A 26,282-nucleotide genomic window follows, 5' to 3' on the forward strand; every position below is an offset into this window, starting at 1 on the left:
TTTTTATCTTACAAGCCAGCAGTGGTAGCCAGCGAAGGATTACAGGCCTATTTGATCAGCTTAAGCAGAGCCTTAAAGCGTTCACCCTCTGCCTGATGTTGCAGTTCAAACAGTAAAGACTCGCTGTTGTTGAGCCTGGCTCCCTGCTGCTTCATCATCTCTATTCCCAAGCGTTTGTTGCTTTCACTGCGGGAGCTGACGGCATCGGCTATCAAGTGCACATCGAAACCCTGCTCGATAAGATCACCACAGGTTTGATAGACACAGACATGTGTCTCTATCCCGGCCAGCAGTACCTGTTTGCGGCCCGTGCTCAACAGTGCCTCACGGAACGCCGGGCAGTGCCAGCCACTGAAGTGATGCTTGGCAATCGGCGAAGTGGTCTTGGATAGCAGGGCAGCCAGCGACTCTGTCGTAGGGCCGAGCTTCTGCGGCAACTGTTCCAGCCAGAGCACTGGGATATCAAACAAGGCCGTGCCTTCTATCAGCATGGCCAGTTGTTGATGCAGCTGTTCACTCTTGTCCATTATCTGCGCCAGTTTGCCCTGAACATCCACTATGACCAGCACACATTCTTCCGCTTTTAACATCTTGTTCTCCTTCAGGTTGGTCTTAGGACAGGTGCAAACGAGTCCTTCTTTCGCTTCAGTCAACGACAGGACATTCAGTTAACGTCAGTACAGGGCTTAAGCCAATAGGCCTTAGGTCGTAGATGATTGCGCTTTTTTTGTGCGCCCAAGCCTTACTTGCACCTAATTGGTGCATATCTGCAGCCCTCAACCTGGTCCGTAAAAACTAACTCTTTATAAAACAAAAAATTAACATTTTGGCCTGATGCTTGAATTGCTTTTGGCATAACACCAATACAGCAAGGCGATTCTGGAGGTCTGGATGAAATTAGTCAGCGCAATCATTAAGCCGTTCAAGCTTGATGATGTCCGCGAAGCGATTGCGGGCATAGGCATTGAGGGGATGACGGTCACCGAAGTCAAAGGTTTTGGCCGACAAAAGGGGCATACAGAGCTCTATCGGGGAGCCGAGTATCAGGTGGACTTTCTGCCCAAGGTTAAGCTCGAGATAGCCACCAAGGCGGAGAATCTTGAGCACCTGCTGGAGGTCATCACCAACGCCGCCCATACCGGCAAGATAGGTGACGGCAAGATCTTTGTGACAGATCTGGAACAGGTTATCCGTATTCGTACGGGCGAAACAGACACAGAAGCGCTGTAAGGGGGAGAAGATGGAAGAACTGAGCAAATTGGGTACTACGGTCACAGAGCTGCGTTTTGCGCTGGACACCTTTTACTTTCTGATCTCCGGCGCGCTGGTGATGTGGATGGCGGCGGGTTTCGCCATGCTGGAGGCCGGGTTGGTGCGTTCCAAAAACACCACAGAGATACTCACCAAAAACATCTGTCTCTATTCAATCGCCTGTATCACCTACCTGATTGTGGGTTACAACATCATGTATGTGGACAATGGCGAGGGCGGCTGGCTGCCGAGCATCAGCACCTTGATAGGATCTCAAGCTGCCGACGCCGACCATGCGCTGGAGTCTGATTTCTTCTTCCAGGTGGTATTTGTGGCTACAGCCATGTCGATTGTTTCCGGCGCCGTGGCCGAGCGCATGCGCCTGTGGGCTTTCCTGGCATTCAGCCTGGTAATGACGGCAGTCATCTACCCGGTGGAAGGTTACTGGACTTGGGGCGGTGGTTTCCTTTCCGAAGCCGGCTTCGTCGACTTTGCCGGTAGCGGCATAGTGCATATGGCCGGTGCGGCCGCGGCCTTGGCCGGTGTCTTGCTGCTGGGGGCCCGTAAAGGTAAATATGGCGCCAATGGCCAGGTTAACCCTATCCCGGGATCCAACCTGCCGCTGGCAACCCTGGGGACTTTTATCCTCTGGATGGGCTGGTTCGGTTTCAACGGTGGTTCTCAGTTACTGGTCTCTGATGCCGAGAATGCCAGCGCCGTGGCCAAAGTCTTCGTCAACACCAATTCGGCGGCGGCCTTCGGCGCGGTATCTGCACTGATCGTCTGTAAGATGGTGTGGGGCAAGGCCGACTTGACCATGATACTCAATGGTACTTTGGCTGGTTTGGTGGCTATCACGGCCGATCCATTGTCGCCCTCTCTGCCTATGGCGGGTGTGATAGGCCTGGTAGCCGGCGGTTTGGTGGTGTTCTCCATCGTGGGCTTTGACCGCATCAAGGTAGATGATCCTGTCGGGGCTATCTCGGTGCACGGGGTCGCCGGTTTTTTCGGTTTGATGATGGTGCCTCTGTCCAATGCCGATGCCAGCGTGACTGGGCAACTGTTTGGCGCTGCGGTGATCTCTGCCTGGGTGTTCCTGGCGTCATTGCTGGTGTGGGGCGCCTTGAAAGTGACCATGGGGATCCGGGTGACCGAAGAGGAAGAGTACAACGGTATGGACGCATCGGACTGTGGTATCGATGCCTATCCTGAGTTTGTGACTGTCAAGAACGCCAATTGAGAGGCCAAGAACGCCATGATAAGCCATGAGTGTTCTTGAGAGATCAAGCAAGCTTCCTTAATCTTTAAGCCATCTCTTGTGAGGTGGCTTTTGGTTAGAGCTGGCTTTGGGGTTACCGGCCTTGTTGTTACCTGGCTTGGCGGGAGTCGGCCAGGAAAAGCGTATTTTGCGGCTATGGCGCTTGATGACAGACGCTCTTGGGGGCAGACTGAAAGCAGAAACAGCCTGGAGCCTAAGGGGATGGCGATGAAGACTCTCAGTGTAATGAAGCTGACCGGTACTTTTCTCTGCACTTTGTTCAGTACTTTGCTGTGGCTTGGAAATGCCGAGGCAGGACAAGTGGTGGTTCGTGATGCCAGTGAGCCCTTCGATGCCTTTGCCGTCAGGGATGAATTACTGCGTCAGCATGAGTGGCAGGAACTACTGCGCTCGCAGCAGCAACTGGAGATCCTCCGCAGCCTGCCTGCTATATGTGTTCCTTACATGCGCCCCTATCGCTACTTTTCCTGCGATGGCCATTTTTATCGCCCCTATCTTTACCGGCAACAGCAGCTCTATATAGGGATCCCCAAGCCGGGTTCCGAAGTTATCGCTCCCGGAAATGAAGGCTTGAACTAGGGGATATTCACATTTTGTCACCCTTTGGCGCGGCAGGAGTGGCCAGTCTGACTTAAGCTTTCAGTAAAGAAGCCTTAACTCAGGAGGCCTTATGTTCTCAGGCACTTTCTCAAGCGCTTTCTCCAGCTCTCTCACTCGTGCTCTCTCTGGCGCTCTATCCGCTACCATGTTGAGTCGCTTAATTGGTGCGGTTTTGCTGCTGCTATTTTGCGGTTGCAGCAGTACACCGGTGCCAAGCAAGATGGCCCTTGGCAGCCTGTTTCAGGATAACCAATTCAAAGAGGTTGGGAATATCCCCGAGCCCGCCGAGTTATTCGCCTTGCCTCCCGAGGCGGTGCAGTTGCTCAGAGGTGCCTATAGCCGCGGTGCACTCATGTCCAATCAGGAGTTGGCCCACGAGTGGTTGGCTGACTATATCCATGCCGACAAGGGCGGCTTTCGCTATCAGGACAACTACACCCGCACCGCCGCCGAAACCTTTCACGACAGGGCCGGAAACTGCATGTCACTGGTGATCCTGACGGCGGCCATGGCGCAACAACTGGGGATAGAGGTTGAATTTCGTGATGTGGAAGTGCCCCCGGTCTGGGATCGCCAAGGCGCCTTTTATCTGGTCAATGGTCATATCAACCTCAAGTTATACCCGCCCAAGAATAATCATGTCTTCCATGTCACCGAGCGTTCCATTCTGGTGGATTTCCTGCCCGAGCGTGCTGTGCGCAGCTATAAGGTCAATAAGATCAGCCAAGGTACTGTGGTCGCCATGTATTACAACAATGCGGCGGCCGAGGCATTGATCAATGAGAATTGGGATCTCGCATACGGCTTGCTGAAAAAGAGCTTGCAACAGCAGAGTCTGTTTATTCCGGCGCTCAACAGCCTGGCGGTGCTCTATCGCGCCAGGGGCATGGAACAGATGGCCGAGCGGGTCTACCGCTATGCGTTGACGCTTGAGCCGGAAAACATGACTACCCTCTATAACCTGGCGGTCATGCTGAGCAGCCAGGATAGACTGGATGAATGGGCCGAAGTACACAAGGTACTGGAGCTTGCCCGGATCCGTAATCCTTATTACTACTATGATATGGCGCAGCAAGCCTACATGGATCACCAATATGATGAGGCGCTGAGTTGGTATCGAAGAGCGATTGAGAAGGCGGATTATCGCCACGAGTTTTACTTTGGTTTGTCCAGAACCTATTGGGCAAAAGGGGACTCCGACCGAGCGAAGAGCAATCTGCAAAAGGCGTTGGCGCTGGCCGGTGACGGCGAGCAGAAAAAACGCTATCAGGCCAAGTTGCATGCGATGGAAGGGCATTGATTCAAAAGCTTGGCTGAAAGAGTGGGGTTATAAAGACGCAATTGGTTGCAGCCAAGCTGCAGAGTAAAAAGCCCGATGCTGACATCTGCATCGGGCTTTGTCGCTTTTGGGCTATATGTTTCTCTCTGCCTGAAAGCTGGCCTTAAAGGGCTTCGAAACTCAGCGCCTTGTCGCGGTAACTCAAGCGCGCCATCTGCCCCATATCCTTGAGCTCAACTGCCCTGACACCATAGGGCGGCTTTAAGCCCGAATTTTGGATTAGCTCAAGGTTTAGAGGCAACTGCAGACTGTTTTGCTCTTGTGTCAGCCAGGCCGCAGTCTCACTCTGCAGTATGGCGATTTCCCGCCCTTGGGAGTCCATCCCTGTCAGTATTGCCGACACCCCAAAACGACCACTTTGGGCCAGCTCCAGCGTAAAGTTGAGGGCGCTTGGCAGACCATTTTGCCAACCAACTTTGATTTCGGGTGCCAGCCGCGCCGATGGATAGAACTGCTTGAAGGCGGTCTTGACGGTACGTCGTACCAAGGTGTTATCCACCTGTGTCTCAATATCGACCACCAATTCACTGAAACCCGCATTGCTTGAGGGCATGGGCAGCTGCTCATTTTGCAGTCGCCAGCTGTTGCCACTTTGGCTGAGTTGCAGTGGGGTTTGCTCGCCGCTTGCTTGCTGCAGCCGGGCACTGGCCAAACGAGGTGAACCCATGGCCTTATCGTTCTCAAGCGCCAGCTCCAACTCGAGATGGGTGTTGGCCTCGAGTGATGATGGGGTGCTTAACTTGAGACGATAGGCAGAGCCTTTCTCTTTGACATTGACCAGATAGTTGTCAGTGGCGGTCAGCGCTGCGGCGACCTGCAGGCGATAGAGACCGGGCTTGATATCTGAGTTCAGCAACAGGGCACTGGAGTCATCATCCATCCCGGCGCTGGCCAGAGACTCAGAGTCTACGGCGCGGCGGATAAGACGCTTGTTCTCAGTTTTGCCTGCGGCCGAACTGAGTTGAACTGCGTCCGGAGCAATGCTCTTGGGAGCAGTCGGGGCGCCGCTGCTTTTATCCCAGCGAGGAGCCAGACGGATAACGCTGCTGCCTTGGGTTAATGGCAGCTCTATGCCTTGGTTAAGCTCGGCGCCTGTAACCATCAACCAGTATTCATCACTGCTGGCACTGGCGGTTTTGTCCGGCAGCTGGGCTTGATACTCCCCTGACAGCGCCCTGACAAAGCTGACATCTTCCCTGGAGGTATTCAAGGGCGGCAATTGCCCTGTATCTAGCTCTTCTGAAGCCTTGATATCGCTTGCCTGGGGCGGCACCATGGCCAAGGTCAGGCTTTTGGGCTGCTGGGTTTGTTCTACCTTGGTATCATCCTGGCAACCCGTGAGGCTCAGGAGTATCGCTGCCAGCAGCGGTGTCTTGCTGATATGCATCTTCATACTTACGTCCTCAGATATGATTGCGCAGAAGGGTGTCGAGATTAAAACAGGCCCGGCGGCTTTGATGGTGACTCAAAGGTTCTCTGTCACGGGTTTTCTGCTTATCGGTAAACCAGACACTGCCGGCGGCACTCTGGGAGCTGCACTCAAGAAAACCGTCCGAGCAGTTATCCAGCCAGTTTTGGGTAGTCTCCAACCCGACCTGGTACTGATAGCCGCCGCAATAGCTGTCGCTGTCCCAAACTGCCGACTCCACGTCCGAGCCGACAACAGCTTCAAAAGGCTTACCCAGAGAAGGGCGCCCGGCTGTGCCGTACAGCCATTGACTGTTGTATTGTGCCATCCAACCCACTTGCTGCTGTTTGACGGCATCGCTGTCGTAACCGAGCAGCCAGCCGAGACTGGTTTCAAACACATTGCCTTGAGTGACGGCATCGGCCAGTGGTGTACCTGCACTGGAAGGAGCCAGCGCTATCACTCGGCTGATGCTGTTGATCACTGCTGGATAACGTCCATCCCAGGTGGGATTGGACAAGACCCAGCGCACTATGTTGCCGCCATTGGAGTGGGTGATGAGGATCAGTTGATCCAGATTGCGGGCGTTGATAAAGCTCTGCAGCTGATCGACCAGACAGCCGGCAGCGGCCTCATCCCACATATATTGCTCGAAGTCACAGTTGATAACCTGATAGTTACTCGGGGTGCTGATACCTTGACGAACTGAATCGACAAACTCGCGGGTCCAGTAATCGTTCAGGGCATCGGTTTGTTTTCCTGTTCCATGGACAAAGGCGACGCCGGTGGCGCCATGACTCAGGGAGCAGACACTACAAAGACCCAACATCATAAGGGTGGTGGATATTTTCATGTCGCATTTCTCTTGTTGATTGTCATTATTTTGTTGAACGGATAAGTATGTCTATCCGCTAATTAAGCTAACTTCGATATGTTAAGGCGGCAAGACTTTATGCGGAATATTTGATTGTCTGAAGAGGGTTTAATGTGGGATTGTGTTTGAATTTCAGTTTTGACTTTATTTATCTGCTGCTTTTTCAGATAAATAAAGCCTTATGGAAAACTACACGGGTTTGAATATTGTCAGTCATCAAACTGTGGTGGTTCGGCCAGAATACGCTCGGCAACTCCCTGCGCATAAAGCCACTCGATACCGGCGGTTATTTCGGCGGCTATCTCAGGATCCCGGCAAGCCAGAAAGCGTGGGGCCTCTTCGAACAGCGATACTTCCCTTACAGGAGGAAGTGAGTCCTTTTTCTCAGCAAGTTTTTGATAGTTATAGGCAAAAATTCGCCTTTCCAACACTATGGCCTCAACTCTATTACCCAGCAACATAGCCACCTGATTACTCTGATTGGCAATTTCACTGTAATCCGGATTCAGGCGGGCCATCTTGGCAAATTCCGCTCCCAGGTAATGGCTGGCATTTTGAAAGGCCGCCAGGCGCATATGGGCGAGATCGGATACTTGCTCAATGATTCTCTGGTTATCGGCGAGCAGAAAGATGCTGTTTTGGTAACTGAGCAGGCTCGGGGTGTAGTGCATCCCTTTGAGTCCGGGTGGCGCATTGATAAGGCAATCGACCTGGCCGGCCAACAACAGCCGCAAGGCGCGTTTGGGGGGCGTAAAAGCGATATCTCCCAAGGTGAGTTGCCTGTGTTGCAAGGCCTGTTTCAGTAACTGGTATTGGATGCCGTTGTGGCGGTCTTCGGTAAAAAAAGGCGCGATGGAGAAACTGGTGGAAAAGGTCACTGACCGATTGGCCTGCAACTTGGCTTGGGCAAGAGGCATCAGCAAGAGTACAGATAACAGACAGAGTCGGATCACAGTTGGCCTTGGGTTACTGGGTATCAGGTGTAATTATAATTCGGTTCCTGGGGCCTATAGGCTGTTTGCCCGTTTTACTGCCCATTGGTTGCTGAACATCTCTTTCGTTTGCAATATCACACTTAAAGAATTTTTTATTAAATCATAAGATTGCCATACAAAAAACAATAAAAGGGCAGATTTGCCTGTAAACCCATATAAGTCAATTGCATTGGTTGAATATAACGGATAGATTGAAACTGTTATCCAAAACAAGAGATTCTTATCAATAGCCGGAGTAGTGTGACATTTATGTATTACCAGAATGATGATGTACGGATTAATGAAGTTAAAGAGTTACTGCCACCGATAGCCATTCTGGAACGATTTCCGGCAACCGAGCGCGCTTCCTCAACTGTCTTTAAGGCCAGGGAAAATATTCACAGAATTCTTCAGGGACAGGATGATCGCCTGCTGGTGGTGATAGGGCCATGCTCTATTCACGACCCTGAAGCGGCGTTGGAGTATGGTGCGCGTCTGGCCAAGCTCAGAACGGCCTATCAGGATCAACTGGAAGTGGTGATGCGGGTTTATTTTGAAAAACCCAGAACGACAGTGGGCTGGAAGGGGCTGATTAACGATCCCTACATGGATAACAGCTTCAAGCTCAACGACGGCCTGAGATCTGCCCGCAAACTACTGCTCGAATTGAATGACAGCCAGGTGCCAACCGCGGGTGAGTTTCTCGATATGATTACCCCGCAGTATATGGCCGACCTCATGTGTTGGGGCGCTATTGGAGCCCGTACCACAGAGTCCCAGGTTCATCGGGAGTTGGCATCGGGCCTCTCTTGCCCTGTGGGATTCAAAAACGGTACAGATGGCACCATCAAGGTGGCGATAGATGCCATTGGGGCCGCCAGTGCGCCACACCATTTCCTGTCTGTGACCAAGTTTGGCCATTCGGCGATTGTGTCAACCAAGGGGAATGATGACTGCCATATCATTCTGCGCGGTGGACGCGAGCCCAACTACAGCTCGGCCCATGTGGCCCAGATATGTTCTCAGCTTGAGAGTGCCGGCCTGAAACCCAAGGTGATGATTGATTTCAGCCATGCCAACTCCAGTAAGGACTTCCGGCGTCAGATGTTGGTAGCTGAAGATGTCTGCGGCCAGATTGCCGCCAAACAGCAGGCAATTTTTGGGGTGATGGTGGAGAGTCATCTGGTGGAAGGACGTCAGGATCTCAAACCCGGACAGCCTCTTTGTTATGGCCAGAGCATTACCGATGCCTGCATTGGTTGGGATGATACAGAGAGGCTGCTGTCAATGCTCAACGACAGCGTGCTTAAACGCCGTCAGGGTTGAATGTTTCTACTACATAGATAAAGGCGCCATCGGCGCCTTTATTTTTGGGCTTGCTGTGCCAAATATTCGTTGGCTTTGGCCAGACTGCCAAAGGAAGCTATCAGGTTGTTACGGCCTTTTTCCTGGATCTCGGGGTTGCCTGATTCGATCATCATCCATACCCAGGTTTGGATCAGCGGCAGGGGCGGGTATTGAACTTTTGAATCCAACATAAGATTTCCTTCAAAATATACGGTAAAAATCGGTGCGGGCCGGTTTGTTTGACATTTTTTGAACACTTGTTGCTGCCCGCACTCAATAGCTGGAAAGAGTACCAAATTCTTTTTTCATGCATAACCATCTTTCGCTTCTTTGAGGTGATTTTGGCGATAAAAATTCCGTTACTAGTCATTTAGTCTAGGTCTAATGTTATTTTTGTCATTCTAAAGTGCTAGTTGCTGTGATTATTTCCGAGTGGGCAGCCAAACAGATCGCAGACTTGAGTCCTGGTCACTGCTACACTCGAGTCACTCTTTTCCCCTGGCAAGATGTATGCGTCCAACTCTCTACTTTGAAGGTCCCGTCGATAAGCTCAACTGGCAAGTGCTCAAACTTCTCTGGCCCTATCTGCTGGAATACAAGGGCCGGATTATCCTGGCGCTGTCGTGTCTTGTTGTGGGAAAGCTCGCCAGTGTCGGCTTGCCTTTCCTGCTGAAGCATTTGGTAGATGGCCTTGGCGGCGAACAAACGGCGCAGCTGTTGGCCGTGCCCTTGGCGCTGGTTTTGGCTTATGGCGGCTTGAGATTGGTTAATGCACTCACGGGAGAGATCAGGGATACCCTCTTTGGCAGGGTAACAGAGAGAGCGATACGGCGCCTGGGGTTGCAGGTATTTGAACATATGCACCGGCTGGATCTTGGGTTTCATCTCGACAGACGCACCGGCGGATTATCGAGGGACATAGAGCGCGGCACCAGCGGCATCAGTTTTCTGATGCGCTTTATGGTGTTCAACATAGTACCTACCCTGCTGGAAATCCTGATGGTGGTGGCCATTTTGCTGTGGAATTACGGCATCTGGTTTGCGCTGATTACCTTCTGCTCCGTGTTGGCCTATGGCATGTTCTCTGTGATAGCCACCGAGTGGCGCACCGCCTATGTACGTGAGGCGGCAAAGGCCGACTCTGTATCCAATACCCGTGCTATCGACAGTTTGCTTAACTATGAAACCGTCAAGTACTTCAATAATGAAGCCTATGAGGCGAATGAGTATGACAAGGCTTTGGCGGATTGGGAGGTGGCCAAACGCAAGAATCGCTTGTCGCTGTTTGCTCTCAATGCCGGTCAGGCCACCATTATTGCTGTTGCCATGACCTTGATGCTGGGGCTCGCGGCTTTTGAAGTGACCCGGGGACAGATGACAGTGGGTGATTTTGTGTTGATCAACGCCTTTATGATGCAACTCTTTATGCCGCTCAACTTCCTGGGTTTTGTGTATCGTGAGATTCGTGGAGCCTTGGCCAATATTGAAAGGATGTTCTCGCTGCTGGATAAGACTCCGCTGGTAAAAGATAACCCAGTGGCCAAGGATATCGTGCCGACAGAGGGCCGAGTCAGTTTTGAGTCGGTTGGCTTTGGCTATGGTGACAGGGAGATACTCAAGGGCGTGAGTTTTGAGATAGAACCCGGGCAGAAGGTGGCTGTAGTGGGTGAAAGCGGCGCCGGTAAATCGACGTTGGTACGCTTGCTGTTCCGTTTTTACGATGTCAGCCAAGGGGCGATTCGGGTCGATGGTATAGATATTCGCGACATGACCCAAGATGCACTGCGCCGGGCCATCGCCATAGTGCCTCAGGATACAGTGCTGTTTAACGATACTCTGTTTGAAAACATTCGCTATGGCCGCCCCGATGCTTCTGACGCCGAGATTTGGCAGGCGATAGAGTTGGCCCATCTGAAGCAGTTTGTTGAGACATTACCACAGCAGGCTCAGACCAAGGTGGGTGAGAGAGGTATGAAACTCTCCGGCGGTGAAAAGCAGCGTGTGGCTATTGCCAGGGCGATATTGAAGCGCTCGCCGATACTGATCTTCGATGAAGCCACCTCGTCACTGGACAGCCGCTCCGAGAGGGCTATTCTCAAGGCGCTTGATGAAGTTGCCAAGGGCCATACCAGTCTGGTGATTGCCCACAGGCTGTCGACTGTGGTGGAGGCCGATAAAATCTTAGTGTTGCACCAAGGTCGGTTGGTTGAGTCCGGCACCCACGACCACCTGTTGGCCGCCGATGGATATTATGCTCGTTTGTGGCGGATCCAGCACACAAAACAGGCAGATGAGTCGGTGCAAGTTCAGCATTGATTCAGGCTGGCTGCCGCATACTTGATACTCCGAAGTAGCGTCAGCCTGGGGGCAGCACAGATGGAAAACATTGTATTGCAGGTCAATATCGAAGGAATGCAGGACAAAGTCCGTACAGACTGGAACAGTTTGGCAGATAATCTGAAAAAGCGGGGTATGGACGAAGTTGCCCTCAATCAACTGCATACTGAGTTACGTGCCGGACTGAGAGTTTCCACCCGCGGCCTGACTCTGTCTATGGTATCTGCGGAAACCTTTAATGCGGCGTTGGAAGGGATTATCAGTGAGTCAAGAAAGCAGGCTCAGTCGCAAGGGGTTTTGCGCAGCTGAGCCTGAGTTGATCCTATTTCTTGGTTTGGTTGCGGTCGGCTTGCCAGCCGTCGCACAGTAGGTTGAAACCATTTTTCGCTTCGTTTACCGGCGTCAGTTCAGTTATTTTACCGCCGCGATAACAGAGCATCTCTCCCTCAATCTCAATCAAACGGCTGCAATTCTTGCAGCTGAGCGATGCAGTTTTGCTCGTTTCCGGCTTGGGGACCTGACTGACAAATGTCATTTTCACTTCAAAATCCTCTGGAAGTGGCAAGTCTTGACTAGGAGTAAGATCTTACCACTTTTGTGACATAACGCACAATCTACCCACTATTATACTTTAGTGACAGCTAAATTATCTTTATTGATCGAAGTGAGCGTAATATTTATCCAAGGACACAGACAGACCATTTTGAGTGACGACTCTGACATGATGTGGCTTGAGCTGTCTTGGGTCACTGACTCCACAGGAATGGGCCAGCATCCCCAGATCATGGTGTAATGCCTTGTTGTAGTTGGCGACTCGGGTGGATTTGTCTCTGGGATCCAAACCCTGTTGCAGCTTCTTGTTGTGGGTGGTTATCCCGGTAGGGCAGGTATCCTTGTTGCACTGCAATGCCTGAATACATCCCAGCGCAAACATGTTACCTCTGGCAGAGGCGATGAAGTCTGCGCCAAGAGCCAGTGCCCAGGCGACTCTGGAAGGGGTGATCAGCTTGCCCGAGGCAATCACTTTAATCCTCTGCTTCAATCCATGGCGGCGAAGATGATCCACCAGCAATGGCAGACTCTCTTTCAGCGGCAGGCCAACGTAATCCATCAGAGTTTGCGGCGCCGCGCCTGTGCCGCCATCGGCGCTGTCGAGGGTGAAGAAGTCGGGAGCCGATTCATGGCCGCGTTGGTTAATCTCTTCCAGAAAATCTTCCAACCAGTGGATATCACCCAAGACTGCCTTGATCCCTGTGGGTTTGCCTGTCACTTGCCTGACTCTGGCTATCATGTCGAGAATGTCGCCGACATGGTGAAATTCAATATGACCATTGGGACTGATGGAGTCCTGTCCGACAGGGATGCCGCGAATGGTGGCTATCTCTTCGGTTACTTTCACCCCGGGAAGAATTCCGCCTTTGCCTGGCTTGGCTCCCTGACTGAGTTTGATTTCGAACATCTTCACCTGAGAGTGAGCGGCCACTTCCCTGAGCTTGTCATCATCCAGGTGGCCTTCGGCATTGCGAACACCGTATTTGGCGGTACCTATCTGAAACACCAGATCGCAATTTCCCTTGAGATGGTGGGCGCTGAGGCCGCCTTCCCCTGTGTTGAGCCAGCATCCTGCCTGAGCCGCACCATGGGAAAGGGCGGTAACAGCCGGGCGGGAGAGGGCGCCAAAGCTCATGGCGGAAATATGGCAAATGGCGCTGGTGGCAAAGGGATGTTCACAGTCCGGGCCAATAACCACAGGCGTTGGTGGCACAACGTCTTGATCCAGCGTTGGGAAGGCCGTATTCATAAACATGATACTGCCGTTGGCTTCCAGTGGCCTGGTGGAGCCGAAGGCTATGGTGCGATCAACATTTTTCGCCGCCCGATATACCCAACTACGCTCGGCGCGATTAAAGGGAAGTTCTTCCCGATCGAGGGCAAAAAAGTACTGGCGGAAGAATTCGCCCATTTTCTCGAAGAAATATCTGAATCGGCCTACAACAGGGTAGTTATGCCGCACCGCCTGCTTGGTTTGCATCACATCGGCGATATACATGTAAGTGATCACCAAAAGCCCTAAGCCGACGACTATCAGAAACAGGCCGGAAAACAGTTCCAGCCCCCACATAAACCAGTTTTGCTCGCGCATCTTCTATCCTTATTGACTGCCAAAGTGGGTGGTTACCAGGCCTGTGGGCCCCTGTTCTCCCAAGGTGAGAATAAACAGTTGGTCGTATTGCTGCTCATTCAGGCTAACCAGGGGGCCACCCAGAGCCTTAATGATGGCCGGAACTGTATTGCTGTGGCCGGCGATCAGCACATTGCCTTGGCTGGCTTTAACCGCATCAGCTATGGCATTGATGTGAGCCTCCAAGCCGGCTTTGGCTGGAAACACTTCTATCCTGAGTTGTTTGGCTGTTGCAATCGGCGCCAGGGTTTCCTGAGTACGGCGAAACTCACTCGACATTAGCCTTTGCAGTTGGGTGTCCCGTAATGCCTCGGCCAGAGCCTCGGCTCGCGCTTTACCGGCGGCTGTCAGCCCGGGATCGGTTCCCTGGGCTTTTTCCGCGTGCCTAACCAGAAATATGGTTTGATTGGTGTCAGCGGCAAGGGATGGCAAGCTAAAAAACACAGAAAGACAAAGCAGTAGGAAAATTCTTACCATTTTTATTTCCTATCAAATACTTAAATAGCATGCGGGATCATAGCTCAGACTATCGGTCTGGGTAAACAATCGCTAAACTAATTACTGAACCGGTCGATAATTAACCTGAGATACGCTTTTCATACGAGGAAACCAAGATGGAAATCCGCAATCATGGCGCTCAGGTATCTGAGGTGGCCAAGGACAAGACCCAACAACTGGACGGGAATCATGGCAAGGCGGTATCTGAAGTCGCCAGCAGCAAGAGCGCCCGCCATGTCAGCCAGCAGTTGATGAATAACGCTATTCTGGCGGCGCAGGAGGAGGTAAGCCTCAATAGCGGCAACGAACCCATGAGTCTCTTATATCGCGCCGCGATTGAGGCCATCAATGAAGAACTGGCACCTTACATGGGGGAAAATGCCCTGCAGCAGGTGCAGGATCAGCAGATAGATACTTCTCCCGAGGCCACGGCCGACAGAATTGTCAGTTTTGCCACTCAGTTCTTCAGTGTCTACCAGCAGCAAAATTCCAGCATGGACTTTGACCGTCAGCTGTCCGGTTTTATGGACGTTATAGGCGGCGCTATAGATCAGGGCTTTAAAGAGGCGACGGATATTCTCTCCGGGCTCAAGGTGCTGGAAGGCGATATCAAGGCCGGGGTAGATGAAACTTACTCCCTGGTACAGCAAGGGTTGCAGGCATTCAGAGACAGCTTTGGCACAGAGCAGGAATAATTGAGCTCACGCGAAACCTTACCTGCCGATAACACCCCTCACTATGAGGGGTTTTTGTTGGCTGAATATGGGGTTATGCTGCAATAATCGTCTTGTGCTACCTAAGGAGAAGCTATGTGGACTGAAGGCCGGGTCATTGAGCGTATCGATTGGAACAGCAAGTTATTCAGCCTGAGGATAGCCGCCGAGATAGCGCCGTTTATTGCCGGCCAGTTTATCAAACTCAGTCAGGTGCGGGATGATAAACGTATCGCTCGGGCCTATTCTCTGGTGAATGCCCCCGGGACTGACTATCTTGAAATACTGGCGGTGGCGGTAGATCAAGGCCAGTTGTCGCCAGACCTGCAATCTTTGCAGCCGGGTGACAGTATTAGCGTGACAGACAAAGCCACTGGCTTTATGACCCTGGATGAGATCCCCAAAGGGGAATTACAGGGGCGCCACCTGTGGTTTTTGGCAACAGGTACTGCTGTGGGGCCGTTTCTTTCCATGCTGGATACTCAGGAGCCTTGGCAACGGTTTGATAAAGTGGTTCTGGTTTACGGGGTAAGAGAAGTGCAGGATCTCGCCTATCTTGATAAGATCCGCGGCTATCAACAGACCTATCCCGAGCAATTTGTGTTTGTGCCCAGTGTCACTCGTGAAGACTTTGACGGTGCGCTGCGTTGTCGCATCCCGGATGGGTTGCAAAGCGGTGAGATAGAGGCCAAGGCCGAACTGAGCATAAGTGCAAAGGATTCGCAATTGATGCTTTGTGGTAATCCCGGGATGATCCAGGGGGCTACGGCGGCACTTATCGATAAAGGCTTGGCCAAAAACCTGCGCCGGGCCCCTGGACAGATAACAGTCGAAAAATACTGGTAACAGGAGAGTCTGGATGCAGCTCTATTACTCTACAGCTTCGCCTTATGCCCGCGTGGTCAGGGTCATTGCCCGCGAGCTGGGTTTGGCGCTGGATGAAAAGCTGGTCAATCCCTTCGATAACAGTGACGAGTTACTGTCAGTTAACCCCTTGGGGAAAATTCCCTGTCTGCTTTTGGACGATGGTGCCGCACTGTTCGACAGCGAAGTCATAGCCCGCTTTCTGGACGACAAATTCGGCCAGGCTCGTTTCTTTGGGTCATCCAGAAACTGGGCTTATGAGTGCCAGTTCTCACTGCTCAAAGGCGCGCTGGATAGCGCCGTTGGCTTAAGGCAGGAACAGATGCGTGAAGAGGAGGGGGTTCGTTCTCCTTTCTGGAGCGGCCGTTTCGAGCAGGCCCTGCTCAGAGCCTTGATGGAGGTGGAGCGTCAGGGAATCATCGCGAGCGGCCCACTCGATGCCAGGCAGGTGCTGCTATTGGTGCTACTCGAATACCTTGATTTTCGTCATCCGGATCTCGATTGGCGTAAAGTGGTGCCGGCCCTGGCACACTGGCAGGAATCTGCGTCACTCAGGCAGAGTTTCCGAGATACTCGTCCTGGATGATTTCTCGGTAATTTGCGGTTTGGCCAAGTCCGAGTAACGCCTGCCCTTGGGGTTGTCTCTGCGGTTGGTTTCACCGAAGGCACCGTAGAGATCATGGCTCATGCCATAATCCAGCCGTCGGTCGCTGAAGGGAACCCTTCTATCTTCATGATGTTGATACTTGCAGTCGCATTGGCTGCAATCGCACTCAGGCAAGGGAAGCCTGGGCGCCTCCTTCGACAAAAAACGCTTGCCTTCAAGTGCTCTTATCGCCCGGCAGGCAGTTGGTGTCAACATTATGGAGACACAGTGATATTGCTTTTCCTGCGGCGTAACAGGCTTGGCCAGCCGTCGCTTTCCTGGCCTTAATCTGTGGCGGAACAGAAACAAGATCAGCAGCAAAGACACCACAGCCAGCAAGATTTCCAACATATCCAAGGCGTTTTCCCCCTCGCCATGCATGGGTTTTAAGGTTCAGTTTAGTTTAGTTTGCGACAATTCGGCCGTTCCAATCACCTTGTCTCCAGCTTCTGCGTTCTGTCTGTTTCATTTGTATTCCCCTTGCCAGAATTTTTGCACTAGGCTGAAAACAAAGTGGATTGGAAATAGTTCTCATTAAATTACTCATCCCAATATGGAGTGCCGAAGAATATGAGCTACAGAACAGGTCTGATACTTTGCAGTGCGTTGGCCGCATCCAGCCTGACGCTGCCGGTGGCCGCCGCCGGAGAGGTGACGGTTTATTCCTATCGTCAGGAGTTTTTGGTCAAGCCCATTCTGGATGACTTCAGTCAGGCTACCGGGGTGAAGGTTAATTTTGTGTTTGCCAAAGATGGCATCGCCGATAGATTGGCCCGTGAAGGACGCTTATCACCGGCGGATCTGGTGCTGACGTCTGACTTTTCCCGTTTGCAGGAATTGGTGGACAAGCAGTTGGTCAAACAGGTGGAAAGCGACACGCTCAAGCAGAATATTCCGGCCCAATACCGGGATCCTGAAGGAAACTGGTACGCCCTAACCATGAGGGTGCGTAATCTCTATTCCAGCAAGGAGCGCCTCGGGCCGCTGGCGATCAACTATGAAGACCTGGCCGATGCCCGCTACAAGGGCAAGGTTTGTATGCGTAGTGGCAAGCATCCCTACAATATAGCGCTGGTGGCCTCCATGATAGCCCACCACGGTGAAGCCGATGCCAAGAGTTGGCTTCAGGGGCTGAAGAGTAACTTGGCCCGTAAGCCTCAGGGTAACGACAGGGCGCAGGTGCAGGCGGTAAAAGAAGGCTTGTGTGATATCGCCATTGGTAACAGTTATTACTATGGCAAGATGCTGCAAGACCCCAAGCAGCGGCCATGGGCCGAAGCGGCAGTAATCAACTTCCCGAACCAGGAAAATCGCGGTGCCCATATCAATGTCTCGGGTATGGCGCTGGCCAAGCATGCACCTAACTCGGCCGATGCCCTCAAGTTGATGGAGTATCTGTCTTCGGATGCCGCCCAACAGAGTTATGCCGAGGTCAATATGGAATATCCGGTCAAGGTCGATGTGCCTGTCTCAGAACTGGTGGCATCCTGGGGAGACTTTAAAGCCGATGACTTGCCTGTCTACAAATTGGCAGAGCACCATCAGGCGGCGCTGAGACTGCTCGATGAGGTTAAGTTTGATCTCTGAGCTTGAAGGCGTTTCTGCAAAGGTTGTAGGGGAATAGCGGTGATCCTGACCTTCTCCAGAGGCTGGTCGTGGGCGGGGTTTGCCGTCTGCGGCCTTATGGTGGCGCCTTTGCTGGCGCTGGTCATGCAGGCGTTCGAACCGGGCGAAACCCGCTTTGGGCAGATGTTTGCCACTGTGTTGCCGTCATACATAGCCAATACCTTCTGGCTGATGTTGGGGGTGAGTGTCGGCAGTCTGCTTTTGGCGGTGCCGGCTGCCTGGCTGGTGGCGCGCTGTGAGTTTCGGGGCCGGCGCCTGTTCCAGTGGGCTCTGTTGTTGCCGCTGGCCATGCCGGCTTATATTGTCGCTTATGTGTATACCGATTTACTGGATTATGCCGGGCCTGTGCAGCGGTTTTTACGCGCAAGTTTTGGTTGGCAATCGGTAACCGACTACTGGTTTCCCGATATTCGAACCCTGGGCGGCGCCACTGTGATGTTGTCGCTGGTGCTCTTCCCTTACGTTTACCTCTTGGGGCGCACTGCGTTTCTGGAGCAATCCTTAAGTTTGCAGCATGCAGCCAAGGTGATGGGCTGCTCGCCATGGCAGAGTTTCTGGCGTTTGTCGCTGCCAATGGCGCGCCCGGCGCTGGCGGCCGGGGTCGCCCTAGTGGCCATGGAAACCATGGCTGACTTGGCGACGGTCAATTATTTTGCGGTATCCACCCTGACCACGGCTGTCTACGACACCTGGCGAGCCTATGGTGACTTGGCGGCCGCGGCTAAAATTTCGCTATTGATGTTGCTTGGTGTCTTTACTCTGTTTGCGCTGGAGCGTATGGCGAGGCGTAAACAGCAATTGTTTCAAAAACAGCTGTTGCTTGAGGCACCAGAGCCATACCGGCTCAAAGGTTGGCGTGAGTGGTTGGCGCTCGGCTACTGCTCGCTGTTGCTGCTGTTGGCCTTTGTTTTGCCATTTGTCATTCTCGGCAGTTACGCCTTGGATTACTGGCAACAGAGCTGGAACAGCGACTTTTGGCAGTACAGTCTCAACAGCCTAACAGTCGCCGCCATCAGCAGTGTATTGTGTTTGCTCTTGGCTATCCTCTTGATGTTCATTCGCCGCCTGAGTCCACGAAAGTGGGACATACTGCCATCCCGTCTGGTCAGTACCGGCTATGCACTGCCGGGCACAGTGCTGGCGATTGCCGTGCTTATTCCGCTGACTTGGCTCGATTTCAGAATCGATGATCTCTACGCTCTGTTTGAGCGCCAAGGTCCGGGGCTCTTGTTCACCGGCAGTATCGCCGCTCTGGTGCTGGCGTTTTGTATTCGCTTTGCCGCCATTGCCATCGGCAGCATAGAGAGCAGTTACAAACGGTTGTCGCCTTCTCTGGATATGGCGGCCATCAGCCTGGGCAAGACACCGGGTAAAGTACTGGCATTAATTCATCTGCCACTGCTGCGCAGCGGTATTTTTGCCGCTCTGCTGCTGGTATTTATCGAGGCGATGAAAGAGTTGCCTGCTGCCTTGCTGCTAAGCCCTGTCGGGTTTCACAACCTGGCTACCCAAGTGTTCCAATACGTCTCTGATGAGCAGTTGGAGCAGGGGGCGCTGGCGGCTATTGTCATTGTGTTGGTGGGGCTGGTGCCCTTGATTTACCTCAACCGTTCGCTGGAGCAAAACAACTGATGTCGACCCTGAGTGTCAAGCAACTCCACAGCCATTATGGCACCCAGCAGGTGCTCAAAGGGCTGAGCATTACCTTGCAAGCCGGTGAAATTGCCGCCCTGCTCGGACCCAGTGGTTGTGGTAAAACGACTCTGCTCAGAGCCATTGCCGGACTGCAGCCGGTCTCCGCCGGTGAAATTCATATCAGCGGCCGTGCAGTAACCACGGATAAGCGGCAGGTTCCGGGAGAGGAGCGTGGCGTGGGGATGATCTTTCAGGACTATGCCCTGTTTCCCCACTTGACGGTCGCGCAGAATATCCTCTTTGGTGTCAATGGATTGAACAAGGCGCAGCGTCTGAGCCGGCTCGAGGAGATGTTGGATTTGGTCAAGCTCCCGGGGCTTGCTGAACGTTATCCCCACGAGTTGTCCGGCGGTCAACAGCAAAGGGTGTCAATTGCCAGGGCGCTTGCTTATGAGCCTGAACTGCTTTTGTTGGATGAACCCTTCTCCAACATAGATGCCCAGGTACGCGGTGAGCTGATGCTGGAGATTCGCGCGATCCTCAAAAGCCGTAACGTCAGCGCCGTATTTGTGACCCACAGTAAGGATGAGGCCTTTGTTTTTGCCGATACCCTGGCGCTGTTTGAAGATGGAAAAATAGTGCAGCAAGGCAGTGCTGAAACTCTCTATGCCAACCCGGTCAATCGCTATGTGGCGGACTTTCTCGGCAGTGGTAATTATCTTAAGGCCAAGGTCAGCTGCGAGCACTGTGTCGATACTCAAATCGGCCGCCTTAAAAGCTCTTTGCCCCATGGTTTGCCACTGAACTGGCAGGGCGAGTTGTTGCTGCGGCCACAGCAATTGGAGTTACGACCCGACGAACAGGGGCTGGCTGTGGTTACCGAGCGGCGTTTTCTGGGCAATGTTTGCCATTATGATGTGCAGCAAGAGGGCGTCACTCTCGAGGTTCGTAGTCATCAGGTACAGTTTTCTCCAGGGCAGAGAGTCAGGCTGTCGGCACTGGAACATCCGCTGGTGTTGTTCGGCAATGGTTGTTAACAACAATTGTTTCATAAGTTTGCTGTGGGTGATAATTTGTTTGTCTCTGTGTTATACCAAGCAATCGGTTTGATTGAATTCATCATAGGTATTCACTGAACCCCGGACTCGCCCATGCGCTGCTCCGGGATGAGAGCGGAGGCGAGATGCATAACCACAGCAATAATAAAATGCAGGACGCACAAGGGATACGGAATATCAGCAATAGCTCATGTCGTCAGCTGTTAATCGGCGTCATCGGGAGTTTGGCTGTTTTCTGCAGCACGGGAAGCATGGCGATGGACAGAATCACGGGCGCGGCCTTTGCGAGCCGCTCTGAAGTCTTTGCGGTCAATGGCATGGCGGCAACCAGCCAACCACTGGCGACTCAGGTGGCGGTCGATATTCTCAAACAAGGTGGCAGTGCCGTGGATGCCGCGATTGCCGCCAATGCCATGCTGGGGTTGGTGGAGCCTACGGGTTCAGGCATAGGCGGCGATCTTTTTGCCATTGTCTGGAGCGCCAAAGAGCAGCGGCTCTATGGGCTCAATGCGTCTGGCCGCAGTCCGGCTTCTTTGACGCTGGAGATGCTCAAGGCCAAAGGGCTTGAGCATCTGCCGCCTTATGGGCCTTTGCCCGTATCCGTGCCCGGTGCCGTGGATGGCTGGTATGAACTGCATGACAAGTTCGGCAAATTGTCCATGAAGGATAACCTGGCACCGGCTATTCATTATGCCCGTGAAGGATTTCCGGTTTCCGAGCTCATAGCCTTCTATCTGGCTCGCAGCGGTGACAAGCTGGCCAAATACCAGGGGTTTAAAGAAACCTATATGCCAGGCGGCCGCATGCCGGCCGTCGGTGAATTGTTTCGAAACCCAGCTTTGGCAAACAGCTATGAAAAAATTGCCAAGGGGGGCCGGGGTGTCTTTTACAAAGGAGAGATAGCCCGCAGTATTGCCGCTTATATGCAACAACAGGGCGGTTATCTTTCCTATGAAGATCTCGCTTCTCACAAGAGTGAGTGGGTCGAGCCTGTATCGGTTAATTATCGGGGCTATGATATCTGGGAGCTGCCGCCCAACGGCCAGGGAATAGCGGCACTGCAGATCCTTAAAACCCTGGAGCCATTTAATCTCAAGGCCATGGGGCTGGACAGTGCCGAATATGTGCATCATTTCGTGGAAGCAAAAAAGCTGGCGTTTGCCGACCGAGCCAAGTTCTACGCCGACATGGACTTTGCCAAAGTGCCGGTAGCCTCACTTATCTCCAAAGAATACAACTACGCCAGAGCCAAGCTTATCGATGCTGACAAAGCCGCCGCCAGTGTTGAGCCGGGTAATCCCAATCTTTTACACGGCGATACCATCTATCTCACTACCGCCGATAAAGAAGGCAATATGGTGTCTCTCATCCAGAGCAATTATCGTGGCATGGGCTCAGGCATGACGCCTCCGGATTTGGGATTTGTGTTACAGGACAGGGGCCAGCTGTTTGATCTCACTCCCGGGCGTGCTAATTCCTATGCACCGGGTAAGAGACCGTTTCATACCATAATTCCGGCCTTTGTCACCAAAGATGGCAAGCCTTGGCTCAGCTTTGGCGTCATGGGGGGAGCCACCCAACCCCAGATGCACGCTCAGATCATGATTAATCTGATTGATTTTGGCCTCAACCTGCAGGAGGCGGGCGATGCTCCAAGAATACTGCATACAGGTTCTAGCCAACCGACCGGCGAGCAGATGACAGATGGCGGTTATATCAGTCTCGAGTCGGGCTTTTCCATGGAAACCCGCCGTGAGCTGATGAAAAAGGGGCATACTTTGAGTGATTCTCTCGGAGCTTTTGGTGGTTATCAGGCCATAGGCGTCAATGTTGAAAGCGGCGTTTATCGGGGAGCGTCCGAGTCCCGAAAAGACGGGCAGGCATCAGGTTATTGAAAGCAATCGGCAAAAACGTGCGTGAGCTAATTCAAATTAATGCTCAAGTTGCGGATAATAAGGCCGAAGATGAATTAATCTGAAAGGGTAGATTGCAAATGGATACACAGGTTATGCCACGGGAACAACTGGGAATCTGCGCTGAGGGAAATCTGCACAGCGTTTATCTGATGTTCAATGCCAACGAAGGCGGAGAGTCACAACTGCGTCCTTGCCTGGCCAATGTCGCCCAGTATTTGTATGAGCTGGCAGATCAGTATGCCGACAGTGCCTTTAACGCCTTTGTGGCGATTGGTGCCAACTTTTGGGATCACCTCTATCCGGGAAGCAGACCGGCTGAACTCAGGCCGTTCCCTGCTATGGAGTCGGGTAACCGGGATGCGCCGGCGATAGAGTTCGATATTTTTATTCACCTGCGTTGTGATCGCCTGGATATTCTTCATCTGGTAGCCAATGAGGTCAACGAAATGCTGGAAGGGTTGGCTGAACTGGAAGAGGAGGAGCGCGGGTTCCGCTTTATGGACAGCCGCGATCTGACCGGTTTTGTCGATGGCACAGAAAACCCCAAGGGCAGAGGCCGTCAAGCTGTAGCCCTGGTAGGTGATGAAGACGATGCATTTCGCGGCGGTAGCTACATTCATGTACAGAAATATGTCCATAATCTGAGTAAGTGGCACAGACTGCCGCAGAAAAAGCAGGAAGACATCATAGGCCGCACCAAGCAGGACAACATAGAGTACGCCTCGGAAGACAAACCGCTGACGGCACATATCAAGCGGGTAAATCTCAAGTATGACAATGGTGAGTCGATGGAGATCCTGCGTCAGAGCATGCCCTATGGTTCTGTAAAACAGCAGGGTTTGATGTTTATTTCCACCTGTAAGACACCTAACCATTTTGAAAAGATGCTTCACAGTATGGTTTTCGGTGACGGAGAAGGACACCATGATCACCTGATGCACTTTACTCAGGCGGTAACTGGTTCCTCTTTCTTTGCCCCATCTCTGGATTTCATGATCCAGTTTGATGATTAATAGCGCGATAAAAACAAAAACGCCCCTCATTGAAGGGCGTTTTTTTATGGCATTTTCAACTCAGTCTGTGTAATTGAACAGCGACTTCACTGTTTCCAGAGTTTCATCAATGGTCTTGATGCTGGAAGGGCAGATGAAAATAGTATCATCACCGGCGATAGTGCCCAGAATACCTTCTGGCTTGCCGATGGAGTCCAACAGCCTGGCAATTAACTGCGCCGCCCCCGGGCTGGTACGCACCACTATCATGGCTTGGTTATGATCCACATCCAATACCAGATTCTTCAGCGGGCTGCCGGCGGTAGGTACCCCTAGTTCAGCCGGTAAGCAGTAGACCATCTCCTGCTTGGCGTTACGAGTGCGCACGGCACCGAACTTGCTCAGCATGCGCGAGACTTTGGACTGGTTGATATTGGCAAAGCCTTCGGCTTGCAGTGCATTGACTATTTCACTCTGGGAGCCGAAGCGCTCCTCTTTAAGCAGAGCCTTGAAGGTTCTGATTAGCTCATCCTGATTTTTGCTTGCTTGCATTATCTTCTTCTGTCGTTATTCAGAAAATCCCGGTCATTCTGCATATCAAACGGATAAGTGTCAACAAATACCCAAGATGTCTGCATAAAAATGCAATGCAGGTCATTTGGTGGGTAAAAGAAGCCTCAGTGGGCAGTAGAAAACGCTGAAGTTAATTCAGCTTTTGATGAAACAGAGTCATATGACTAAGGGATAATTGCTATTTTTGTGACGATCCTTTAATGTTGCGCCATCACAGAATTAGATCTATGTCACACATAATTCCGAGAATTGACGGAGATAACTATGAAAGTTGCTGTACTTGGTGCTGCTGGTGGTATCGGCCAGGCTCTTGCCCTTCTGTTGAAAACCCAATTGCCTGCCGGCTCTCAGCTGTCACTCTATGATATCGCCCCCGTAACGCCTGGGGTTGCCGTGGATCTGAGTCATATCCCGACAGCAGTTGAAGTTAAAGGTTTTGCCGGTGAAGACCCAACGCCTGCACTGGAAGGTGCCGATGTGGTGCTGATTTCTGCCGGTGTTGCCCGTAAGCCGGGCATGGATCGTTCTGATCTGTTCAATATCAATGCCGGTATCGTCCGTAACCTGATTGAAAAAGTGGCCGCGACTTGTCCCAAGGCGCTGATCGGTATCATCACCAACCCAGTGAACACCACTGTGGCCATTGCTGCTGAAGTACTGAAAAAAGCCGGTGTTTACGACAAGAACCGTCTGTTCGGTGTGACGACTCTCGATGTCATCCGCTCTGAAACCTTTATCGCCGAAGCCAAAGGGCTGAACGTTGCCGATGTTAAAGTCAATGTGATTGGCGGCCACAGCGGTGTGACCATTCTGCCTCTGTTGTCTCAGGTTGAAGGTGTCAGCTTCTCTGATGAAGAAGTTGCTGCCCTGACCAAGCGTATTCAAAACGCTGGTACTGAAGTGGTTGAAGCCAAAGCCGGTGGCGGCAGCGCGACTCTGTCCATGGGCCAGGCCGCTTTCCGTTTCGGTCTGTCGCTGATCCGCGGTCTGCAGGGTGAAGCCAATGTGATCGAGTGCGCCTATGTTGATGGTGGTAGCGAGCACGCTGAATTCTTTGCCCAGCCAGTGGTACTCGGCAAGAATGGTATCGAAAAGGTTCTGCCGTATGGAGAGCTGAGCGCGTTTGAAACCAACGCCCGTGATGCCATGCTGGATACCTTGAAGGCGGATATCAAACTGGGTGTAGACTTCGTTAAGTAAGTCGACTCAGGGAATAAAAAGGAGCGCCGCGGCGCTCCTTTTTGCTACTTGAACTTATTCTACTCTGGCCTTGCTGGCTAGTTTCTTTGGCAAAACAGCCGAATTCTTTCCTGCTGCTCCTTTATCTGCGCCTGCCGTTCTTCTTCTGTCATCTTAATCATTTCACCGGAGGCCTCATCTTTACGTTGCAGTCTGGTGTGGGTATTGAGTACATCCAATTGGAATTTGGCCTTATCACAAATAGCCTGAGCCTGGGCCGCATCTTTCTCCTTGATCAATTTGGCCTGTTTCTCAGACTCAGTTTCCTGCACAACGTCATCTTTTCGCTGCGGCGCGACCGTGCCAATTCTGGCGGGTTGCAGATTTTGGCTGTCCAGTTCGGTGGCTTGTTGTTGTGGCGGCGGCTCTTGGCTGTAGTGGGTAACGCCATTTTCATCGACCCAAGTATAGATGGGCGTTGCCGAGGCAGCGTTGGCTCCGAGTAATGCCAGCAGAGCCATAAATAGGCTGATCCTTATCATTGTCTGTTTCCGTTTCTGCAGGGTGAGCTTGTCTGAGCAAGTGTGTTATCTTTGCCGCTATAGACCTTTATTACACCATCAGGTTAAGTGTATGCAAAATTTATCCAAGCCAACAATAAAAACCCGTGGCATCTATCTGTTACCCAATCTGATGACAACGGCAGGATTGTTCTCGGGCTTCTATGCTGTTATCGCTTCCATGAATGGGCACTTTGAGGCATCGGCTATTGCTGTATTTGTTGCCATGTTATTCGATGGACTGGATGGTCGTCTGGCGCGTTTGACCAACACTCAGAGTGCCTTTGGTGCCGAGTACGACTCAATGGCAGATATGGTATCCTTCGGTATGGCTCCGGCCTTGATAGCCTATAACTGGGGGCTTTCTGAATTGGGCAAAATAGGTTGGCTGGCGGCCTTTATCTATTGCGCCGGGGCTGCCTTGCGTCTGG

At 52.3% G+C, this 26,282-nt stretch carries 28 protein-coding genes (1 of these 28 cut by a window edge); 17 read left to right on the forward strand and 11 right to left on the reverse strand.

Annotation, left to right across the window (positions count from 1 at the left end):
- Positions 1-47 precede the first annotated feature (47 nt).
- Positions 48-590, reverse strand: coding sequence for a hydrolase (locus E1N14_RS05010; protein WP_025011522.1), 543 nt, complete (start codon positions 588-590; stop codon positions 48-50).
- Between the two features lie 301 nt (positions 591-891).
- On the opposite strand from E1N14_RS05010, the gene glnK reads away from it, so the two are divergent.
- The 4 genes from glnK (at position 892) to E1N14_RS05030 (ending at position 4,430) form a co-directional block, all read left to right on the forward strand.
- Complete coding sequence (gene glnK / locus E1N14_RS05015; protein ID WP_025011521.1) at positions 892-1,230, forward strand: P-II family nitrogen regulator; 339 nt, start codon at positions 892-894, stop codon at positions 1,228-1,230.
- A 10-nt stretch (positions 1,231-1,240) separates the two neighbouring features.
- Positions 1,241-2,491 carry an ammonium transporter gene (locus E1N14_RS05020; protein ID WP_044733846.1) on the forward strand — a complete coding sequence of 417 codons (1,251 nt, stop codon included), beginning with the start codon at positions 1,241-1,243 and terminating at the stop codon, positions 2,489-2,491.
- Positions 2,492-2,737: 246 nt separating this feature from the next.
- A complete protein-coding gene (locus E1N14_RS05025) occupies positions 2,738-3,109 on the forward strand; it encodes a hypothetical protein (RefSeq protein WP_236574467.1) in 372 nt (123 codons plus the stop codon).
- 166 nt (positions 3,110-3,275) lie between these two features.
- A complete protein-coding gene (locus E1N14_RS05030) occupies positions 3,276-4,430 on the forward strand; it encodes a tetratricopeptide repeat protein (RefSeq protein WP_037437420.1) in 1,155 nt (384 codons plus the stop codon).
- 142 nt (positions 4,431-4,572) lie between these two features.
- Here E1N14_RS05030 and E1N14_RS05035 read toward each other — a convergent pair whose 3' ends face one another.
- The 3 genes from E1N14_RS05035 to E1N14_RS05045 form a co-directional block, all read right to left on the reverse strand.
- Entirely contained in the window at positions 4,573-5,862 is a 1,290-nt protein-coding gene (locus tag E1N14_RS05035; protein WP_051547144.1) for a DUF4785 domain-containing protein, read from the reverse strand.
- Positions 5,863-5,872: 10 nt separating this feature from the next.
- On the reverse strand, positions 5,873-6,730 hold the full coding sequence (locus E1N14_RS05040) for a lipase family protein (RefSeq protein WP_025011517.1): 858 nt from the start codon (positions 6,728-6,730) through the stop codon (positions 5,873-5,875).
- Positions 6,731-6,960: 230 nt separating this feature from the next.
- Complete coding sequence (locus tag E1N14_RS05045) at positions 6,961-7,704, reverse strand: type 2 periplasmic-binding domain-containing protein (RefSeq protein WP_144162314.1); 744 nt, start codon at positions 7,702-7,704, stop codon at positions 6,961-6,963.
- Between the two features lie 291 nt (positions 7,705-7,995).
- On the opposite strand from E1N14_RS05045, the gene aroG reads away from it, so the two are divergent.
- A complete protein-coding gene (gene aroG / locus E1N14_RS05050; protein ID WP_025011515.1) occupies positions 7,996-9,051 on the forward strand; it encodes a 3-deoxy-7-phosphoheptulonate synthase AroG in 1,056 nt (351 codons plus the stop codon).
- Positions 9,052-9,089: 38 nt separating this feature from the next.
- On the opposite strand, the gene E1N14_RS05055 is transcribed toward aroG, so the two are convergent.
- Positions 9,090-9,263: a hypothetical protein gene (locus tag E1N14_RS05055; protein WP_096142315.1), complete on the reverse strand. Its 174-nt coding sequence runs from the start codon at positions 9,261-9,263 to the stop codon at positions 9,090-9,092.
- A gap of 319 nt (positions 9,264-9,582) precedes the next feature.
- Between E1N14_RS05055 and E1N14_RS05060 the strand changes: the two genes are divergently transcribed.
- Both E1N14_RS05060 and E1N14_RS05065 read left to right on the forward strand, forming a co-directional pair.
- A complete protein-coding gene (locus E1N14_RS05060; RefSeq protein ID WP_062793832.1) occupies positions 9,583-11,388 on the forward strand; it encodes an ABCB family ABC transporter ATP-binding protein/permease in 1,806 nt (601 codons plus the stop codon).
- 60 nt (positions 11,389-11,448) lie between these two features.
- Entirely contained in the window at positions 11,449-11,718 is a 270-nt protein-coding gene (locus E1N14_RS05065; protein WP_025011513.1) for a hypothetical protein, read from the forward strand.
- Positions 11,719-11,731: 13 nt separating this feature from the next.
- Here E1N14_RS05065 and E1N14_RS05070 read toward each other — a convergent pair whose 3' ends face one another.
- The 3 genes from E1N14_RS05070 to E1N14_RS05080 form a co-directional block, all read right to left on the reverse strand.
- Positions 11,732-11,944 carry a hypothetical protein gene (locus E1N14_RS05070; protein WP_174840162.1) on the reverse strand — a complete coding sequence of 71 codons (213 nt, stop codon included), beginning with the start codon at positions 11,942-11,944 and terminating at the stop codon, positions 11,732-11,734.
- Between the two features lie 117 nt (positions 11,945-12,061).
- Complete coding sequence (locus E1N14_RS05075) at positions 12,062-13,552, reverse strand: FMN-binding glutamate synthase family protein (RefSeq protein WP_025011511.1); 1,491 nt, start codon at positions 13,550-13,552, stop codon at positions 12,062-12,064.
- Between the two features lie 9 nt (positions 13,553-13,561).
- The gene (locus E1N14_RS05080) at positions 13,562-14,068 is read right to left on the reverse strand and encodes a phosphoglycerate mutase family protein (RefSeq protein ID WP_037466670.1); all 507 of its coding nucleotides are present in this window, start codon (positions 14,066-14,068) and stop codon (positions 13,562-13,564) included.
- A 137-nt stretch (positions 14,069-14,205) separates the two neighbouring features.
- Here E1N14_RS05080 and E1N14_RS05085 point away from each other — a divergent pair, with 137 nt between their 5' ends.
- The 3 genes from E1N14_RS05085 to E1N14_RS05095 all read left to right on the forward strand — a co-directional run bounded on the left by E1N14_RS05085 (position 14,206) and on the right by E1N14_RS05095 (position 16,252).
- Positions 14,206-14,784 (forward strand): DUF5610 domain-containing protein, encoded by a 579-nt coding sequence (locus E1N14_RS05085; RefSeq protein WP_062793831.1) that lies wholly within the window; start codon positions 14,206-14,208, stop codon positions 14,782-14,784.
- 114 nt (positions 14,785-14,898) lie between these two features.
- Positions 14,899-15,648 (forward strand): ferredoxin--NADP reductase, encoded by a 750-nt coding sequence (locus tag E1N14_RS05090; RefSeq protein WP_025011510.1) that lies wholly within the window; start codon positions 14,899-14,901, stop codon positions 15,646-15,648.
- Between the two features lie 13 nt (positions 15,649-15,661).
- Entirely contained in the window at positions 15,662-16,252 is a 591-nt protein-coding gene (locus tag E1N14_RS05095; RefSeq protein ID WP_025011509.1) for a glutathione S-transferase N-terminal domain-containing protein, read from the forward strand.
- Here the strand turns inward: E1N14_RS05095 and E1N14_RS05100 are convergent.
- A complete protein-coding gene (locus tag E1N14_RS05100) occupies positions 16,214-16,669 on the reverse strand; it encodes a hypothetical protein (protein WP_174539801.1) in 456 nt (151 codons plus the stop codon). The two genes, E1N14_RS05095 and E1N14_RS05100, sit on opposite strands and share 39 nt — an antisense overlap.
- A 213-nt stretch (positions 16,670-16,882) precedes the next feature.
- Here E1N14_RS05100 and E1N14_RS05105 point away from each other — a divergent pair, with 213 nt between their 5' ends.
- The 5 genes from E1N14_RS05105 to E1N14_RS05125 all read left to right on the forward strand — a co-directional run bounded on the left by E1N14_RS05105 (position 16,883) and on the right by E1N14_RS05125 (position 23,560).
- Positions 16,883-17,899, forward strand: a complete 1,017-nt coding sequence (locus E1N14_RS05105) for a Fe(3+) ABC transporter substrate-binding protein (RefSeq protein ID WP_081782979.1) — start codon at positions 16,883-16,885, stop codon at positions 17,897-17,899.
- Between the two features lie 39 nt (positions 17,900-17,938).
- A complete protein-coding gene (locus E1N14_RS05110) occupies positions 17,939-19,570 on the forward strand; it encodes an ABC transporter permease (RefSeq protein ID WP_062793830.1) in 1,632 nt (543 codons plus the stop codon).
- Positions 19,567-20,610 carry an ABC transporter ATP-binding protein gene (locus E1N14_RS05115; protein WP_025012089.1) on the forward strand — a complete coding sequence of 348 codons (1,044 nt, stop codon included), beginning with the start codon at positions 19,567-19,569 and terminating at the stop codon, positions 20,608-20,610. Before E1N14_RS05110 ends, E1N14_RS05115 begins: the two co-directional genes overlap by 4 nt.
- Positions 20,611-20,882: 272 nt before the next feature.
- Positions 20,883-22,526, forward strand: coding sequence for a gamma-glutamyltransferase (gene ggt / locus E1N14_RS05120; protein ID WP_238336400.1), 1,644 nt, complete (start codon positions 20,883-20,885; stop codon positions 22,524-22,526).
- Between the two features lie 98 nt (positions 22,527-22,624).
- Entirely contained in the window at positions 22,625-23,560 is a 936-nt protein-coding gene (locus E1N14_RS05125; protein ID WP_025886988.1) for a Dyp-type peroxidase, read from the forward strand.
- A 60-nt stretch (positions 23,561-23,620) separates the two neighbouring features.
- On the opposite strand, the gene argR is transcribed toward E1N14_RS05125, so the two are convergent.
- The gene (gene argR, locus E1N14_RS05130; protein WP_025012091.1) at positions 23,621-24,091 is read right to left on the reverse strand and encodes a transcriptional regulator ArgR; all 471 of its coding nucleotides are present in this window, start codon (positions 24,089-24,091) and stop codon (positions 23,621-23,623) included.
- Positions 24,092-24,376: 285 nt separating this feature from the next.
- Here argR and mdh point away from each other — a divergent pair, with 285 nt between their 5' ends.
- Entirely contained in the window at positions 24,377-25,312 is a 936-nt protein-coding gene (gene mdh, locus E1N14_RS05135) for a malate dehydrogenase (RefSeq protein WP_025012092.1), read from the forward strand.
- Positions 25,313-25,389: 77 nt separating this feature from the next.
- Here the strand turns inward: mdh and E1N14_RS05140 are convergent, their stop codons facing one another.
- Positions 25,390-25,833: a DUF4124 domain-containing protein gene (locus E1N14_RS05140; protein ID WP_025890175.1), complete on the reverse strand. Its 444-nt coding sequence runs from the start codon at positions 25,831-25,833 to the stop codon at positions 25,390-25,392.
- A gap of 91 nt (positions 25,834-25,924) precedes the next feature.
- Between E1N14_RS05140 and pssA the strand changes: the two genes are divergently transcribed.
- Positions 25,925-26,282, forward strand: partial view of a CDP-diacylglycerol--serine O-phosphatidyltransferase gene (gene pssA, locus E1N14_RS05145; RefSeq protein ID WP_025012094.1) — the 5' end (the start) only. The gene runs 545 nt beyond the window's last position; only the first 358 of its 903 coding nucleotides appear in the window; its start codon is at positions 25,925-25,927; its stop codon lies beyond the right edge, outside the window.

Source organism: Shewanella algae (assembly GCF_009183365.2).
In the GTDB taxonomy this organism is placed as follows: domain Bacteria; phylum Pseudomonadota; class Gammaproteobacteria; order Enterobacterales; family Shewanellaceae; genus Shewanella; species Shewanella algae.